Below are 17,501 nucleotides of genomic sequence, written 5' to 3' on the forward strand. Positions count from 1 at the left end.
CTACAGTTTCATCCGGATGCTTCAGTCCGTATCGGATTCGATCGGACTCGGCCCGGCGGCGCGCAACGCGCCGTCTTCCGCCCCCCGGAGATGAGGAGACAGATTGATCATGAAGACCAAGCTGATGGCCGTCGCGGCCGCCGCGATCCTGGCTGCGCCGCTCGCGCATGCCGAGAAGATCGGCGTGACGATGGCGTCGTTCGACGACACGTTCCTGACCATCCTGCGCAACGGCATCACCGACGCAGCGAAGAAGGACGGCGCGACGGTGCAGATCGAGGACGGCGGCAACGACGTCGGCAAGCAGTTGAGCCAGGTCCAGAACATGATCGCGCAGAAGGTCGACGCGATCATCGTGAACGCGGTCGATACCGACGCGACGCCGAAGATCACCAAGATGGTGACGGCCGCGAAGATTCCGCTCGTCTACGTGAACCGCAAGCCGGTCGATTTCGACAAGCTGCCGGCCGGCGTCGCGGTCGTCGCATCCGACGAAAAGCAGTCGGGCACGCTGCAGGCGCGCCAGGTGTGCAAGCTGCTCGGCGGCAAGGGCGACCTCCTCGTGCTGATGGGCGAGCTGTCCAACGAATCGGCGCGTGCCCGCACCAAGGACATCGAGGACGTGATCGCGACGAAGGATTGCTCGGGGATGAAGATCGTCGACAAGCGCGAAGGCAAGTGGAGCCGCACGCAGGGCCAGGACATCACGATGAACTGGCTGAGCTCCGGCACGAAGTTCGACGCGATCATCTCCAACAACGACGAAATGGCGATCGGCGCGATCAACGCGCTGAAGGCCGCGCGCAAATTGACGCCGAAGACGATCGTCGCGGGCATCGACGCGACGCCGGACGGGCTCGCATCGATGAAGAGCGGCGAGCTGAAGGTGTCGGTGTACCAGAACGCGGCCGGGCAGGGGCAGCAGGCTGTCGCGGCCGCGCTCAAGCTCGCGAAGAAACAGCCCGTCGACCGCTACGTGAACGTGCCGTTCGAGCTCGTGACGCCCGAGAACATGAACCAGTACGCGAAGCACTGACCGGTGATCCGTTGAACTGCGCGGGCCCGGCATGGCCGGGTTCGCGCGCGACTTGTCGAGGAACGTCCATGTTTACAGCCAGAGTCGCGCGCCCGATGGCCGGCGGCGATGCGCCTGCCGCTTCGTCCGGCGCGGCCGGCTCGTCGGCCCCGCCGGCTTCTTCCGCGGCCGACTGCGTGCTCGAGGTGCGCGGTGTCGGCAAGTCCTTTCCCGGTGTCGTCGCGCTCGACGGCGTGCAGTTCCGCGTGCGTCGCGGCACCGTCCATGCGCTGATGGGCGAGAACGGCGCGGGCAAGTCGACGCTGATGAAGATCATCGCGGGCGTCTACACGCCCGACCAGGGCGAGATCCTGATCAACGGCGAGCCGGTCGTGCTGAACGGTCCGCTCGATGCGCTCGACCGCGGCATCGCGATGATCCACCAGGAACTCAACCTGATGCCGTACATGACGGTCGCGGAGAACATCTGGATCCGCCGCGAACCGAAGAACCGCTTCGGCCTGATCGATCATGCGGCGCTGCGCCGCCAGACGGCCGAGCTGTTCGAGCGGCTGTCGATCGACATCGATCCGGAAACCGACGTGCGCACGCTGACGGTCGCGAGCCGCCAGATGGTCGAGATCGCGAAGGCCGTGTCGTTCGACTCGGACGTGCTGATCATGGACGAGCCGACCTCCGCGCTGACCGACAAGGAAGTCACGCACCTGTTCCGGATCATTCGGCAGCTGCGCGAGCAGGGCAAGGGCATCGTCTACATCACGCACAAGATGAACGAGCTGTTCGAGATCGCCGACGAGTTCTCGGTGTTCCGCGACGGCAAGTACATCGGTACGCACGCATCGAGCGACGTCACGCGCGACGACATCATCCGCATGATGGTCGGGCGCGAGATCACGCAGATGTTCCCGAAGGAGGAGGTGCCGATCGGCGACGTCGTGCTGTCGGTGAAGAACCTCGGTGTCGAAGGCGTGTTCCGCGACGTGAGCTTCGAGCTGCGCGCGGGCGAGATCCTCGGCGTGGCCGGCCTGGTCGGCTCGGGGCGCTCGAACGTCGCGGAGGCGCTGTTCGGCGTCGTGCCGGCCACGTCGGGCGAGATCCGCATCGACGGCAAGCCGGTGCGCATCACGACGCCCGCGCAGGCGATGAAGTACGGGATGGCCTTCCTCACCGAAGACCGCAAGGACACCGGCTGCTTCCTGAATCTCGACCTGCTCGCGAACATGGAAGCGGCGGTGCTCAGCAACCGCTACGTGAAGTTCAATTTCGTGCGGCAGGCGCAGTTGAAGCGCGACTGCGAGGAAATGAGCCGGATGCTGCGCGTGAAGTCGCCCGGGCTGCACGAGGAGATCCAGAACCTGTCGGGCGGCAACCAGCAGAAGGTGTTGATCGGCCGCTGGCTCCTCACGCAGCCGCGCATCCTGATCCTCGACGAGCCGACGCGCGGCATCGACGTCGGTGCGAAGGCCGAGATTCACCGGCTCGTCAGCGCGCTCGCCGGCAAGGGCGTCGCGGTGCTGATGATCTCGTCGGAGATGCCGGAAGTGCTGGGAATGAGCGATCGCGTGATGGTGATGCACGAAGGGCGCATGACCGGCATCGTCGATCGCAAGGACGCCGACCAGGTCCGCATCATGGATCTCGCGTCGCGCTGAGCCGAAACAAGATTGGAGACAAATGAAATGGGCAACCTGAATCCGGCTGCGGATGCGCAGACCATGACGATCAAGGCGCGGCACACGAAGTGGCCGCCCGAACTGAGCATCTTCCTCGTGCTGGTCGGCATCAGCCTGTTCTTCGAGATCGTCGGCTGGATCGTCGTCGGCCAGAGCTTCCTGTTCAACGCCGAGCGGCTCGAGATCATCGTGCTGCAGATGGCCGTGATCGGCATCATCGCGGTCGGCGTGAACCTCGTGATCATCACCAGCGGGATCGACCTGTCGTCGGGGTCGGTCGTCGCGGCCGCGGCCGTCGTATCGGCGAGTCTGGCGCAGGTGTCGGACTTCCCGCGCGCGGTGTTTCCGCACCTGACCGACCTGCCGATCATCTGGCCCGTGCTGGCCGGCGTGTGTGTCGGGCTGCTGGTCGGCCTGCTGAACGGCTCGCTGATCGCGATGACGGGCATCCCGCCCTTCATCGCGACGCTCGGCACGATGGTCGCCGCGCGCGGCTTCGCGAAGTGGTTCACCAACGGGATGCCGGTGTCGATGCTGACCGATCAGTTCGCGGCCATCGGCTCAGGCGCCAACCCGGTGATCATTTTCCTCGTGATCGCCGCGATCTTCCACGTCGTGCTGCGCTACACACGCTTCGGCAAGTACACCTATGCGATCGGCGCGAACCGTCACGCTGCTGTCGTGTCGGGCATCAACGTCACGCGCCACCTGATCTTCGTCTATGCGATCGCGGGCCTGCTGAGCGGGATCGCCGGCACCGTGACCGCCGCGCGTGCGATCTCCGGCCAGTCGGGCATGGGCGTGATGTACGAGCTCGATGCGATCGCGGCCGTCGTGATCGGCGGCACGTCGCTGTCGGGCGGGCTCGGCCGCGTGACGGGCACCGTGATCGGTGTGCTGATCCTCGGCGTGATGACGTCGGGCTTCACGTTCATCCGCATCGACGCGTATTACCAGGAGATGGTGAAGGGCGCGATCATCGTCGCGGCCGTGATCGCCGACCAGTACCGCAACAAGAAGAAGCGCCGCTGACTTGCCATGCATCGCCGGGCGAGGGCGGCACGTGCCGCCGCCTTCGTCCCGAACCCGCCACCGCCGAGGACCTTCGATGAAGATCGCGCTGGACCCCTACATGATTCGCCACCTGCCGCTCGACCGCCTGCCGCACGCGGTGGCCGAGCTCGGCTACGACCAGATCGAGCTGTCGCCGCGCAGCGACTTTCTCGACTGGTGGGTGATGCCGCGCGCGACGCGCGAGCGGATGGCCGCTTTCCGGCAGGCCATGCGCGCGAGCGGCGTCGGCCTCGCGTCGCTGCAGCCGATGTACCGCTGGGCGAGCCCGTTCGAGGACGAGCGGTTATGGGCCGTGCGTTGCTGGAAGAAGGCGATCGAGGTCGCGCTCGAGATGGAGTGTGCGCTGATGGTATCGGAGTTCGGGCGCGGCGCGTCGCCCGAGCGCTCGGTCGGCGAACGGCCGGGGGCAAACCCGAAGGAGCTGTGCGAAGCCGCGTGGTTCCGTTCGATGGACGAGCTGCTGCCGATCCTCGAGCGCGAACGCATCGTGCTGTCAGTCGAGCCGCATCCGGAGGACTGGATCGAGCAGCTGCAGCCGGCGATCGACATCGTCACGAACCTCGGCTCACCGTCGCTGAAGCTGTCGTACATCGCACCGCACACGTTCTACTACGGCGACGACATGGCCGCGATGATCGCGCAGGCCGCGCCGATCCTCGCGCACGTGCGCGTGGCCGACACCTTCGACCACCGCAAGAGCAGCCAGCTGCGCTATATCGTGAACCCGCCGGGTTCGAACCAGATCCGCGTGCACCAGCATCTCGACATCGGGCAGGGCGAGATCGACTGGGACGTGTTCTTTCGTGCGCTCGGCGCGGCAGGCTTCGACGGCGTGATGTCGTCGTGCGTGTTCGCGTGGGAGGACCGCGCGGAAGCGTCGTCGCGCTACATGCGCGACGCGATCCAGCGCTACGTCGATCGTCATTTCGATCGCACGGCGCGTTGACTTATTGCTGACCGGTGCGGTGAATGCCGCGCCGTAAATGAACGACTGGAGACTGTTAGATGACCTTGCAAATCGGCGTGATCGGCTGCGGCGCGATCGGCCAGGACCACATCCGCAGACTGACCCGCACGCTGTCCGGCGCGCGTGTCGTGGCCGTCAACGACATCGACCCGCAGCAGGCGCGCGACGCGGTGACGAAGTACGGGCTCGATGCCGAGATCTACGGCGACGGCCATGAGGTGGTCGCGGCCGCCGACGTGCAGGCCGTGCTCGTCACGTCGTGGGGGCCGACGCACGAAGCGTTCGTGCTCGATGCAATCGCGCACGGCAAACCGGTGTTCTGCGAGAAGCCGCTCGCCGTCACGGCCGAAGGCTGCATGCGGATCGTCGAAGCGGAAGTCGCGCACGGCAAGCGACTCGTGCAGGTCGGCTTCATGCGGCCGTACGACGAAGGCTATCGCGCGCTGAAGCGCGTGATCGACAGCGGCGAGATCGGCGCGCCGCTGATGCTGCATTGCGCGCACCGCAACCAGTCGGTCGGCGAACGCTACACGACCGACATGGCGATCACCGATACGCTGATCCACGAGCTCGACGTGCTGCGCTGGCTGCTCGGCGAGGACTACGTGAGCACGCAGGTCGTCTATCCGAAGAAGACGCGCCATGCGTCCTCGCATCTCGCCGATCCGCAGATCGTGCTGCTGGAAACCGCGAGCGGCGTGCGCATCGACGTCGAGATCTTCGTGAACTGCCAGTACGGCTACGACATCCAGTGCGAGGTGGTGGGCGAGCAGGGCATCGCGAAGCTGCCCGATCCGCCGGCAGTGGGGCTCAAGCATGCGGCGCATCAGTCGGTCGAGATCATGACCGACTGGAAGGAACGCTTCATCGCGTCTTACGACGTCGAGTTGCAGGCATTCATCGACGGCGTGCGGGCGCACGCGCTCACCGGGCCGTCGGCCTGGGACGGCTACGCGGCGGCGGTCGCGGCCGACGCCTGCGTGAGGGCGCAGAAGAGCGGCGCGGTCGAACCGATCACGATGGCCGACCGTCCCGCGTTCTATCGCGGCTGAACCCTGCGCATTCCTGCCGGATCGACCGACATGACGATGAAGATTGGCTGTGCGCCCTGCTGCTGGGGCGTCGACGACGTAAAGAACCCGCACCTGCCACCGTGGCGGCAGGTGCTCGCCGAGGCCGCGCAGGCCGGCTACTCGGGCATCGAGCTGGGGCCGTACGGCTACATCCCGCTCGAACTCGACGTGGTGAGCGCCGAGCTCGAGCGGCAGCGCCTGAGCATCACCGCCGGTACGATCTTCGACGATCTCGTGGCGCCGGAGAACCTGCCGAACCTGCTGCGCCAGACGCGCGAGATCTGCGCGCTGATCACGCGGCTGCCGAAACTGCCGACGCAGGACGGCCAGCGCTACGCGGCGCCGTACCTGGTCGTGATGGACTGGGGGCATGAAGAACGCGATTACGCGGCCGGCCACGCCGATCGCGCGCCGCGGCTGTCCGACGAACGCTGGGCCGGCATGGTCGAGCACATCCGGCAGATCGCGACGATCGCGCGCGACGAATTCGGCGTGCGCACGGTGATCCATCCGCATGCGGGCGGCTACATCGAGTTCGCGGACGAGATCGACCGGATCGTCGCCGACATTCCGGCCGACACGGCCGGCCTCTGTCTCGATACCGGCCACCTGCATTACTCGGGCATGGACCCGGAAACCTGGCTGCGCCGCCACGCGGCGCGCCTCGACTACGTGCATTTCAAGGACATCGACGCGGCCGTGTACGACGCGGTGATGGGCGAACACATCGCGTTCTTCGCCGCGTGTGCGCGCGGCGTGATGTGCCCGATCGGCACCGGCGTGCTCGATTACCGGTCGATCCGCCGCGCGCTCGACGACATCGGCTACGCCGGGTACATCACGATCGAACAGGAGCGCGACCCGCGCAATGCCGGCACGAGCCTGCGCGACGTCGCCGCGAGCCGCGCGTTTCTAGCTTCGGCCGGCTTTGCATGACCCCTGAACCCGCACCAGGAACACCATCATCATGATTGACGGACAGATTCTGCTTGGACATTCGATTCGCTGGGGCATGGTCGGCGGCGGGCTCGGCAGCCAGATCGGCTACAGCCACCGGTCGGCCGCGCTGCGCGACGGCAGCTTCCAGCTGGTCGCCGGCGCGTTCGACATCGATCCCGAACGCGGCCGCCAGTTCGGCGTGAAGCTCGGCGTCGCGGCCGAGCGCTGCTATCCCGACTACGCGACGATGTTCGACGCCGAGGCACGCCGCCCGGACGGTATCCGCGCGGTGTCGATCGCGACGCCGAACAACACGCACTTCGAGATCTGCCGCGCCGCGCTGAACGCGGGGCTGCACGTGATCTGCGAGAAGCCGCTGTGCTTCACGACCGAGGAGGCCGAGACGCTGCAGCGCGTGTCGGTCGAGAAGAACCGGATCGTCGGCGTCGCGTACGGCTATTCCGGACACCAGATGATCGAACAGGCGCGCGAGATGATCGCGCGCGGCGATCTCGGCGAGATCCGCATCGTGCAGATGCAGTTCGCGCACGGGTTCCACAGCGAGGGCGTCGAGGCCGCGAGCGCGGCCGCGCGCTGGCGCGTCGACCCGAAGTTCGCGGGCCCGAGCTACGTGCTCGGCGATATCGGCACGCATCCGCTGTACATCTCCGAGGTGATGGCGCCCGAGTTGAAGATCCGGCGGCTGATGTGTTCGCGGCAGAGCTTCGTGAAGAGCCGCGCGCCGCTCGAGGACAACGCGTTCACGATCATGGAATACGACACGGGTGCGGTCGGCTACGTGTGGTCGAGCGCGGTGAACGCGGGTTCGATGCACAGCCAGAAGGTGAGGGTGATCGGCTCGAAGGCGAGCGTCGAGTGGTGGGACGAGCATCCGAACCAGTTGCGCTACGAAGTACAGGGTCAGCCCGCACAGGTGCTCGATCGCGGGATGGGTTATCTGCATCCGCACGCATTGCGCGAAGATCGCATCGGCGCCGGGCATCCGGAGGGGCTGTTCGAGGCCTGGTCGAATCTCTATGCGCGCTTCGCGCTCGCGATGGATGCGGCCGATCGCGGCGACGCCGCAGCGTTGAAGAACATCCGCTTTCCGGATGTCCATGCAGGCGTGGAAGGCGTGCGCTGGGTCGAGAACTGCGTGCGCTCCGCCGACGCGGGCAGCGTGTGGGTCGACTATCGTTGAATCGGCGGCACGGGCCGGCTGCGGCGCGGGCCGCTTCTCGCCGCTTCCCGCCGTTTCGTACCGATGGCCGGCTCGGTAGACGCCCTAATCTTTACGACGCCGCGCGAGCGTTGGACAATCGCTTCCAGTATCGCCGAGGTGCGTAGGCAAGTGATGATCGAGCGTGTGGGAGCGAGCACGCGGCGCGGGCCGCGCCGCAAACGTGATTAAATTCGCCCTTCAAGCATGTATCCAGGTGAGTCCCGGGCCGCGTCCGTCCGTATCGCGCGCGCATCGGGGCCGTCAACTTCGCGCTATCCGATGAGTTCATCCGAGAAACCTCCCGCCACCGTCGAGCAGTTCCTGCAGCATCTGACGCAGGAGTACGACGGCCTCAGCAATCGCCTGAAGGTGATTGCGCGCCATGTGGAAACGCATCGGGACCAGCTTGGCCTGGAGGGCATCCAGTCGCTCGCGGAAGCGTGCGGCGTCCAGCCGTCGGCCGTCGTGCGCTTCGCGAAGCATTTCGGCTTCTCCGGCTTCTCCGAGATGCAGAAGCTGTTCCGCGAGGGGCTCGCACAGCAGATCGCGCCGGGGCGCGCATACAACCTGCGGCTGCGCGACGTGATCGAAGCGGGTTCGTCGAGCCTGCAGCCCGAGCAGATCGCCGACGAGTTCATCAAGGGCAGCATCGCGGGGATGCAGCAGCTGCGGCAGACGCTCGATTCGCAGGCGCTCGCGCAGGCCGTCGACCTGCTCGCCGACACCCAGGCGATCTGGATCGCGGGCTCGCGGCGCGCGTTTCCGATCGCGGTGTACCTCGACTACGCGCTGCAGCACACCGACAAGCGCATCGGGCTGTTCAGCGCGCTGGGCAGCATGCATCTCGGGCAGATCCGGTCGGTGCGCGAGGGCGACGTGATGATCGTCATCTCGTTCATGCCGTACGCGGAGGAAACCGTGCAGGTTGCGCAGCAGGCCGTGCAGCGCGGCGCGCGGCTGATCGCGATCACCGACAGCCGGATGAGCCCGCTTGCGCGGGAGGCCGAGGTGACGCTGATGGTGCAGGACAGCGAGACGTTCGGCTTCCGCGCGCTGACGGCCACGATGGGCCTCGCGCAGAGCCTGTTCGTCGCGCTCGCGTACCGGCTCGAGTTGTCGTACCTGCCGACCGCCGACGGCGCGCACGGCACGAAGGCCGGTTGACGCAATCTGCCGGCGCAGCGCCCGCCGAAGGGATCGGCGGGCGGCGTGCCGGCAGGCGGTTACTTCGCGGTCGGCATCGCGAATTCGGCACCCTTGCCGATGCTCGACGACCAGCGCTGCATCACCGACTTCTGGCGCGTATAGAAGCGCACGCCTTCCTCGCCGTACGCGTGCATGTCGCCGAACAGGCTCTTCTTCCAGCCGCCGAAGCCATGCCACGCCATCGGCACCGGGATCGGCACGTTGATGCCGACCATCCCGACCTGGATGCGCCGCGCGAATTCGCGTGCGATGCCGCCGTCGCTCGTGAAGCACGACACGCCGTTGCCGAACTCGTGCGCGTTGATCAGGTCGACCGCCTCACCGAAATCCTTCACGCGCACGCAGCCGAGCACGGGCCCGAAGATTTCTTCCTTGTAGATGCGCATGTCGGGCGTCACGTGGTCGAACAGCGTGCCGCCGGTGAAGAAGCCAGCCTCGCGGCCCGGCACGCGCAGCCCGCGGCCGTCGACCACCAGTTGCGCGCCTTCGTTCACGCCTTGCTCGATATAGCCTTCGATGCGCTTGAGCGCATCGCCGGTGACGATCGGGCCCATCTCGACTTCCGGCGACATCCCGTCGCCGATCACCAGCTTGCGCGCGCGCTCGGCCACCAGCGGCACGATCTGGTCCGCGACGTCGCCGACCAGCACCGCGACGCTGATCGCCATGCAGCGTTCGCCGGCCGAGCCGTACGCGGCGCCGATCAGCGCGTCGACGGCCTGCTCGAGGTTCGCATCGGGCATCACGACCAGATGGTTCTTCGCGCCGCCGAGCGCCTGCACACGCTTGCCCGACTGCACCGCGCGCTGCTGCACGTACGCCGCGATCGGTGTCGAGCCGACGAAGCTGACGGCCTGCACGTCGGGGTGGTCGAGCAGCGCGTCGACCGCGCCCTTGCCGCCCTGCACGACGTTGAAGACACCGGCCGGCAACCCGGCCTGCGTGAGCAGGTCGGCGATGAACAAGGCCGTCGACGGATCGCGCTCGCTCGGCTTCAGCACGAACGTGTTGCCGGTCGCGATCGCCACCGGGAACATCCAGCACGGCACCATGCACGGGAAGTTGAACGGCGTGATGCCCGCGACGACACCGAGCGGCTGGCGCATCGTCCAGTTGTCGATGCCGGTGCTGACCTGGTCGGTGAAATCGCCCTTCAGGAGCTGCGGCACGCCGCAGGCGAATTCGATGATGTCGATGCCGCGTGCGACTTCGCCCTGCGCGTCGGAGAACACCTTGCCGTGCTCGGCCGTGATGATCGCCGCAAGTGCGTCGCGGTGCTCGTTCATCAGCTGCAGGAAGCGGTGCAGGACGCGCGCGCGGCGGATCGGCGGCGTCGCGGCCCACGCGGGGAACGCGGCATGGGCCGACGCGACGGCCTGCTGCACTTCGCTGTCGTCGGCGAGCGCGACGCGGCGCACCGCGCGGCCGAGCGCGGGATTGAGGACGTCCTGGAAGCGGCCGCTGCGGCCGGCGACGGGCGCGCCGTCGACATAGTGGCCGACGTCGGCGTCGGAGGTGTACGCGGGAACCGGATTCATCGTGTCTCCTGGGGGATCGGGTGGGAGTGGACAGCACCCAGTCTAGGCAAACGCGCAGGGCGGGAGAAGGCCGCGCAGCTTGATTCACTGTTCAGAATTCTGAATAATCAGTGGATGAATCAGCAAAATGTCCAGGCGCTCTGGCCGCATATCCATTCGCTGACGGTGCTGGCCGCGGCCGGCAGTTTCACGGCCGCCGCGCAGCGGCTCGGCATCAGCAAGGCCGCGATGAGCCAGCGCATCGCCGATCTCGAAAAAGCAGCCGGCGTGCCGCTCGTGCGTCGCACGACGCGCAGCGTGCGGCTCACCGACGCGGGCCAGACGCTCGTCGACAGCACGCGCGACGCGTTCGAGTCGATCGGGCAGCACTTCGCGCGCGTGAAGGATCTGGCCGGCGAGCCGCGCGGCCTGCTGCGCGTGACGGTGCCGGTCGCGCTCGGGCGCCAGCAGGTCGTGCCGCACCTGCCCGATTTCCTGCGGCAGCATCCGGGCGTGCAGATCGAGCTCGACCTGTCGGACCGGCTGCATTCGCTGACGCAGGAGGGTTTCGACCTCGCGATTCGCCATACGACCACCGCGCCGCAGACCCACGTCGCATGGAAGCTGTGCGACACGCGCTCGTTGCTCGTCGCAAGCCGCGACTACCTCGACGCACGCGGCGCGCCGCGTCATCCGAACGAACTCGTCGATCACAGCTGCCTGTGCTACCTGCGCGAGCACGAGCCGGCCGCATGGAGCTTCGAGCCGCACGGCCGGCGGCGCGAGCGCGTGAGCGTGCCGGTGCGCGGCAGTTTCGCGGCGAACAACAGCGAGGCGATGCGCGAAGCCGCGCTCGGCGGGCTCGGCATCGCGCTGCTGCCGGATTTCAGCGCGCAGCGCGATCTCGACGCCGGCCGGCTCGTCGCGCTGCTCGATGGCTGGCGGCCGTCGGGCGCATTCGGCGATCACATCTTCGCGATCCGCCCGTACAGCCCGGTCGTGCCGAGCGCGGTGCGCGCGCTCGTGCGGCACCTGCGCGAGCGGCTCGCGGGCGGCTTTTCCGACGCGTGAGCCCGGTGCCCGTGCGCGCCACGCCATGGGCTGCCCGGGCAGGCGCGGCAGCGCTGCGGTAAAATCGCGGCTTCCTCCCGCGCCGCATGTGGCGCGTCATTCGAAGGTCGAAAGCCGATGCAGATTCACAAGGAAGTGGACGCGCGCGGGCTCAATTGCCCGTTGCCGATCCTACGTGCCAAGAAAGCGCTCGCCGATATGGAAAGCGGGCAGATCCTCAAGGTGCTCGCGACCGATCCGGGTTCGCAGCGCGATTTCGCCGCGTTCGCGAAGCAGACGGGCAACGAGATCGTCGAATCGACGACGCAGGACAAGACATTCGTGTTCCTGATGCGCCGCCGCTGACGGCCCGCGTCACGGTGCCGGCCGCGCCCGGCGCCCGTCGGCCGCGCTTTTCTGACAATTCTTAAACCTCGCTTCGTGATCGGCTGCGTATACTGACCCGGCCGGTCGTCCGCTCCCAGCGGATGCGCCGGCCACGGTACGTCTTATGGCGGGCACGGGGGCCATGCCTGACGCTACCGTCGTACAACGGGGAGAGGACATGTCCTTCAGACCAGGGACTATTCGAAGTCCGTCCGGAGCGGAACGCAGCGTATCGGGACTGAGCCGTATCGAGCTCGACCCGCAGCAGGATCGCCACGCGCGTGCCGCGCTGGAGGCCTATGCGGATTCGGCTGCGGCCGAGATGCCGTGGCTGGCCGAGTGGCTCGACGAACGGCTGCGCGATGCCGCGCTGGACGACGGCTCGGGCCTGACCTACTGCGGTGCGACGATCGAGCGCGTGTTCGATCTGGCGCAGGCGTGGGCGGCGGGCCAGCCGGACTACGCGGCCACCGCGTGGGAGCGCGTGCGCGGCCAGTTGCAGCGGATGCTTGCACAGCCGGCGCGTCCGGAACCGCTGTCGCAGCACATGCCGGTCGACGATGTCGCCGAGCCGGTGGCGGGCGTCGACTAGGCGCTCGATTGCGCGGTGGGAAGGATTATTCGAAGAAAAGACGGTAGTCCGCGCAATTTATTGGCGAATTTCATACTACTATGATGAAATCGCCGGTTCGTCCGCGCCCCGTTTTTGAGATATTTAGCCGGGGTCGCCGGTTTGCGCAGATGGCGCGAGCGGCGAATGACGGCTCGCCGGCCGGTATCCGGAAGCTGCGCGCGTGCTGCGCGGCCGGGTTGAGGGCGGGGAGCTGAACTGGACGAATCGATTTCGATTTGCGGGGTGCTATGAGAATTGCTGTACTGGATGACGATCCGGCCCAGACGGATTTCGTCAGTCAAACGCTGACGGCCGTTGGCCACACGTGCTATGCGTTCAAGGAAGGCAAGGCCCTGAAGAAGCGTCTGCAGCGCGAGACGTTCGATCTGCTGGTGCTCGACTGGAACGTGCCCGACATGTCCGGCGAGGAAGTGCTGAAGTGGGTGCGTGCGAATCAGACCGAGCACAGCCTGCCGATCATCTTCATGACGAGCCGTGACGACGAGGCGGGGATCACGCAGATCCTCAACGCCGGCGCCGACGATTACGTGGTCAAGCCCGTGTCGGGCCCGATCCTGCGCGCGCGCATCGGCTCGCTGCTGCGCCGCGCGTATCCGGTCAACGCCGAGGCCACCGTTCGCGAATTCGATCAATTCCGTTTCGACGTGAACCTGAAGCAGGCCTACGTCGGCGACAAGGCCGTGAGCCTCACGCAGAAGGAATTCGAGCTCGCGCTGCTGCTGTTCCAGCACCTCGACCGTCCGCTGTCGCGCGCGCACATTCTCGATCTCGTGTGGAAGCAGGCGACCGACATCCCGTCGCGCACGATGGATACGCACATCTCGATGCTGCGCACCAAGCTCGGCCTGCGGCCCGAAAACGGCTATCGCCTCGCGCCGATCTACGGCTACGGCTACCGGCTCGAGCGGGTCGGCCAGGGGGAACCGGAGTGACCGCGGGAATCACGCAGCGCACGGCGAACCTGCGCACGGCGGCGCTGCGCGTGTCCTGCGCGGTCGCGTTTGCGTTCGCCGCGCAGCATGCGGCCGCGCAGCCGCCCGCCGCCGCGGGCAAGATGGTCGTCTACCGCACGCAGGCGGGCGACACGCTGTACGACGTCGCCGCGCGCTACCTGCAGGGCTCGGACGACTGGCAACTGCTTCAGCAGATCAACGGCGTGCCCGCGCCGAAGCGCCTGCAGCCCGGCATCGCGCTGAAGCTGCCGGTGGCGCGTCTGCGCAAGGAAAAGCTGACCGCGCGCGTCATCGCGGTGCAGGGTACGGCCGAACGCGCATCCGGCGATGCTTACGCGCCGCTCGCGAACGATGCGACGCTCGCCGAGGGCGATCGCGTGCGCACGGGCCCGAACGGCTTCGTAACGCTCGAGCTCGCCGACGGCACGCACATGAGCCTGCCGCCCGACAGCCAGCTCGACCTGAAGGCGCTGCGCCGCACGGTGCTGACCGGTACGCTCGATCGTGAGTTCGAGCTCACCCGCGGCTCGGTCGACAGCGAGGTCACCCACCTGAAGAAACGCGACGACCGCTTCCAGATCCGTTCGCCGTCGGTCGTGGCCGGCGTGCGCGGCACGCACTTTCGCGTGAATTACGACGCGGCCGGCAATGCGTCGACGCGTGTCGAAGTGCTCGACGGCACGGTCGGCGTCGCGGGCGACCGGCAGCCGGCCGACCCGACGCTCGTGCATGCGAATTTCGGCAGCGTCGCGACCTCGTCCGGCACGGTCGGCGCGCCCGTCGAGCTGCTGCCTGCGCCGGCGCTTGCGCATCCCGACAAGGTGCAGGACGAGCCCGACGTCGCATTCGACGTCGCGCCGCTCGCCGACGCGCATGCATACCGTTTGCAGCTCGCGCACGACGCCGGGCTGCTCGACCTGTTCCGCGAAACGCGCACCGATTCGCCGCGCGCGGTCTTTCGCGACGTGCCGAACGGGAACTACTTCGTGCGGGTCGCCGCGATCGATGCGAACGGCCTCGAGGGCCGGCCGCGCACGTACGCGTTCGAACGCCGCGTGATGGGGCTCGACGCAAGCGCGTCGCCCGGCGCCGGCGGCTACGAGTTCCGCTGGTCGCCGAACGGTTCCGGCAAGGATGCGCGCTACCGGTTCGTGCTGTCGCGCTCGAAGGACCTGAGCGCACCGGTCGTCGACCAGGTCGGCCTGCATGCGCGCCAGATCACCGTCGCGCACCTGCCGCCGGGCGACTATTTCTGGGCCGTGACCGTCGAGGAATTCGAAGGCGGCAAGTTCTACGAGAAGACCAGTCCGGTCAGCGCGTTCACGCTGTCGCGCTGATCCGCGGCGCATGAAACCCGACTCCGTTTCCCCGCGGCGGCGCCTCGGCCGCCGCTTCCTGATCGAATGGATCGCGATCGGCTGCCTCGGGATCGCGGTGATCCTCGCGTGCGCGCTCGGCCGCCTGTCGGCGAGCGTCGACGGCCTGATCTACGACCGGCTGCTGATGCTGCGCAGCCTGCCGCTGTCGCCCGACGTGGTGGTCGTCGACATCGACAACCAGAGCGTGTCCGCCCTCGGCCGCTGGCCGTGGTCGCGCGACGTGCATGCGCGGCTGCTCGACACGCTGGCGCGCGCGCAGCCGGCGGCCGTCGTCTACGACGTGTTGTTTACCGAACCGTCTCCGGAGGATCGCACGTTCGCGGACGCGATGAGCCACGTGCCGACCTTCCTGCCCGTGCTGCTGAGCCCCGAGCAGGCGGACGGCACGCGCGAGGTCGATCCGCCGGTGGCCGCGCTCGCGGCGCGCGCGGTCGGGCTCGGCCACATCAACCTCGAAGTCGATCGCGACGGTATCGTCCGCAGCGTTGCGCTGTTCGAAAGCGACGGCCGCGTGCGCTGGCCGCAACTGATGGTGCCCGTGTATCGCGCGATCCAGGGCGGCCGGCTGCATCCGGTCGGCGGCGCGCCCGGCGCGCATGCGCACGACCTGTCGCGCGATGCGGCGGGCGAGGGCCGCTACCTGATCCCGTTCAGCCGCAACACGCCCGCCTATCCGACGCTGTCGTTCGACGACGTGCTCGAAGGGCGCGTGAAGCCTGACGCGCTGCGCGGCAAGATCGTCGTCGTCGGCGTGACGGCGTCGGGGCTGTACGACCGCTTCGCGACGCCCGTGTCCGGCGACTTCGGCCCGCTCGCCGGCGTGTATATCCATGCCAACGTGCTCGACATGCTGGCCACCGGCAGCGCGATCTCGCCCGCGTCGCGTGCCGGGCTGTTCGCCGCGTCGCTGCTGCCGCTCGCCGCGCTGCTGGGCGGCTTCCTGATGCTGTCGCCGTGGCGCGCGCTGCTGCTGACGCTGAGCCTTGCCGTGCTCGCCGTCGTCGCGAGCACGGCGCTGCTGTTCGAGGCGCGCATCTGGCTGTCGCCGGCGCCCGCGATCTTCGGGCTGATCGCCGTCTACCCGATCTGGAACTGGCGGCGCCTGGAAATGACGATGTCGTACCTGCGCCGCGAGTTGCAGCGGCTCGCCGACGAGCCGCACCTGCTGCCCGAGGCGCCGCGCACGCGCAGCGTCGGCGGCGACCTGCTCGAACGGCAGATGGCGCTGATGGCGCAGGCCGCGCAGCGCGTGCAGGACATGAAGCGCTTCGTGTGGGACAGCCTCGACAGCATGCCCGAGCCGATCTTCGTGACCGACCTGGCCGGCACGGTGCTGATCGCGAACCATGCGGCGAAGCGCTACGGGTCGCGGCTCGCGCTGCCGCTGCCGGAAGGGCGGCCGCTGCGCACCGCGCTCGGCGAGCTGACGTTCATGAAGACCGTCGACGGCAACGCGGAGCACGATGCGGCGATCCGCGAGCACTGGCCCGCCGCGCTCGACCCGACGCTCGAGGCCGAGCACGACGCGATGGCGCGCGGTATCGAGGTGCGCGATCGCGACGGCCTCGACCATCTGTTACGCTACGCGGCTTGTACCAACGCGCAGGGCCGCGTGACGGGCTGGATTGCCGGCCTCGTCGACGTGACCGAACTGCACGCGGCCGAGCGGCATCGCGAGGAGGCGCTGCACCTGCTGTCGCACGACATGCGCTCGCCGCAGGCTTCGATCCTCGCGCTCGTCGAGATCGAGCGCGACCGCGTCGAGACCGACGCGACGCGCGGGCTGCTCGCGCGGATCGAGCGCTACGCGCACCGCGCGCTGTCGCTCGCCGACGAGTTCGTGCAGTTGGCGCGCGCGGAGTCGCAGGCGTACCAGTTCGAAGTGACGAGCCTCGTCGACGTGCTGATCGATGCGAGCGACGAGGTATGGCCGCAGGCGCAGGCGAAGCACATCCGCATCGACACCGAGGTCGGCGCCGACATGTGTTGGGTGCGTGCCGATCGCTCGCTGATCACGCGCGCCTTCGTGAACCTGATCAACAATGCGGTCAAATACAGTCCGTCCGACACCGTGATCGCGTGTACGCTGACGGTCGAGCACGCGTCGAAGCGGATGTTCTGTACGGTTCGCGATCAGGGGTACGGCATCGCGCCGGAAGATCAGCGGCATCTGTTCGAACGTTTCAAGCGATTCCACGCCGGCGAGCGGCCCGAGATTTCGGGTTCCGGGCTCGGCATGGCATTCGTGAAGACGGTCGTCACACGCCATGGGGGCAGCGTGACGGTCGACAGCGAGGTGGGTGTCGGCACCGCGGTGACGGTGTCGCTGCCCGCGATCGACGAGCCGTCCGCCTGACAGGGCCAGGCGCGACGGCAGGCATTTGGGGAAAG

The 17,501-nt window shown here is 67.7% G+C and carries 15 protein-coding genes; 14 read left to right on the top strand and 1 reads right to left on the bottom strand.

Annotated features, from left to right (window positions below):
• The first annotated feature begins 109 nt into the window (after nt 1-109).
• From ACPTTF_RS07380 to ACPTTF_RS07415, 8 genes are all read left to right on the top strand, one after another.
• Nucleotides 110-1,036 carry a sugar ABC transporter substrate-binding protein gene (locus tag ACPTTF_RS07380; protein ID WP_423370750.1) on the top strand — a complete coding sequence of 309 codons (927 nt, stop codon included), beginning with the start codon at nt 110-112 and terminating at the stop codon, nt 1,034-1,036.
• Nucleotides 1,037-1,104: 68 nt separating this feature from the next.
• The gene (locus ACPTTF_RS07385; protein WP_423370751.1) at nt 1,105-2,688 is read left to right on the top strand and encodes a sugar ABC transporter ATP-binding protein; all 1,584 of its coding nucleotides are present in this window, start codon (nt 1,105-1,107) and stop codon (nt 2,686-2,688) included.
• Between the two features lie 27 nt (nt 2,689-2,715).
• Nucleotides 2,716-3,741, top strand: a complete 1,026-nt coding sequence (locus ACPTTF_RS07390) for an ABC transporter permease (RefSeq protein WP_166962874.1) — start codon at nt 2,716-2,718, stop codon at nt 3,739-3,741.
• Nucleotides 3,742-3,817: 76 nt separating this feature from the next.
• On the top strand, nt 3,818-4,729 hold the full coding sequence (locus tag ACPTTF_RS07395; RefSeq protein WP_423370752.1) for a sugar phosphate isomerase/epimerase family protein: 912 nt from the start codon (nt 3,818-3,820) through the stop codon (nt 4,727-4,729).
• Nucleotides 4,730-4,788: 59 nt separating this feature from the next.
• Complete coding sequence (locus tag ACPTTF_RS07400) at nt 4,789-5,802, top strand: Gfo/Idh/MocA family protein (RefSeq protein ID WP_423370753.1); 1,014 nt, start codon at nt 4,789-4,791, stop codon at nt 5,800-5,802.
• A gap of 30 nt (nt 5,803-5,832) precedes the next feature.
• A complete protein-coding gene (locus ACPTTF_RS07405) occupies nt 5,833-6,759 on the top strand; it encodes a TIM barrel protein (protein ID WP_423370754.1) in 927 nt (308 codons plus the stop codon).
• Between the two features lie 31 nt (nt 6,760-6,790).
• Nucleotides 6,791-7,963, top strand: coding sequence for a Gfo/Idh/MocA family protein (locus tag ACPTTF_RS07410; protein ID WP_423370755.1), 1,173 nt, complete (start codon nt 6,791-6,793; stop codon nt 7,961-7,963).
• A gap of 300 nt (nt 7,964-8,263) precedes the next feature.
• Nucleotides 8,264-9,148, top strand: a complete 885-nt coding sequence (locus ACPTTF_RS07415) for a MurR/RpiR family transcriptional regulator (RefSeq protein WP_423370756.1) — start codon at nt 8,264-8,266, stop codon at nt 9,146-9,148.
• Between the two features lie 59 nt (nt 9,149-9,207).
• Here the strand turns inward: ACPTTF_RS07415 and ACPTTF_RS07420 are convergent, their stop codons facing one another.
• A complete protein-coding gene (locus ACPTTF_RS07420; protein ID WP_423370757.1) occupies nt 9,208-10,728 on the bottom strand; it encodes a CoA-acylating methylmalonate-semialdehyde dehydrogenase in 1,521 nt (506 codons plus the stop codon).
• 114 nt (nt 10,729-10,842) lie between these two features.
• Between ACPTTF_RS07420 and ACPTTF_RS07425 the strand changes: the two genes are divergently transcribed.
• The 6 genes from ACPTTF_RS07425 (at nt 10,843) to ACPTTF_RS07450 (ending at nt 17,466) form a co-directional block, all read left to right on the top strand.
• On the top strand, nt 10,843-11,778 hold the full coding sequence (locus ACPTTF_RS07425; protein WP_423370758.1) for a LysR substrate-binding domain-containing protein: 936 nt from the start codon (nt 10,843-10,845) through the stop codon (nt 11,776-11,778).
• Nucleotides 11,779-11,895: 117 nt separating this feature from the next.
• Nucleotides 11,896-12,123 (top strand): sulfurtransferase TusA family protein, encoded by a 228-nt coding sequence (locus ACPTTF_RS07430; protein WP_006402122.1) that lies wholly within the window; start codon nt 11,896-11,898, stop codon nt 12,121-12,123.
• Between the two features lie 199 nt (nt 12,124-12,322).
• A complete protein-coding gene (locus ACPTTF_RS07435) occupies nt 12,323-12,736 on the top strand; it encodes a peptidase (RefSeq protein WP_423370759.1) in 414 nt (137 codons plus the stop codon).
• Nucleotides 12,737-13,005: 269 nt separating this feature from the next.
• Nucleotides 13,006-13,710, top strand: a complete 705-nt coding sequence (locus ACPTTF_RS07440) for a response regulator transcription factor (protein ID WP_006490421.1) — start codon at nt 13,006-13,008, stop codon at nt 13,708-13,710.
• Nucleotides 13,707-15,068, top strand: a complete 1,362-nt coding sequence (locus tag ACPTTF_RS07445; RefSeq protein ID WP_423370760.1) for a FecR domain-containing protein — start codon at nt 13,707-13,709, stop codon at nt 15,066-15,068. Before ACPTTF_RS07440 ends, ACPTTF_RS07445 begins: the two co-directional genes overlap by 4 nt.
• A gap of 10 nt (nt 15,069-15,078) precedes the next feature.
• A complete protein-coding gene (locus ACPTTF_RS07450; RefSeq protein ID WP_423370761.1) occupies nt 15,079-17,466 on the top strand; it encodes a CHASE2 domain-containing protein in 2,388 nt (795 codons plus the stop codon).
• Nucleotides 17,467-17,501: the final 35 nt, after the last annotated feature.

The organism is Burkholderia crassaminum (genome assembly GCF_964265005.1).
Classification (GTDB): domain Bacteria; phylum Pseudomonadota; class Gammaproteobacteria; order Burkholderiales; family Burkholderiaceae; genus Burkholderia.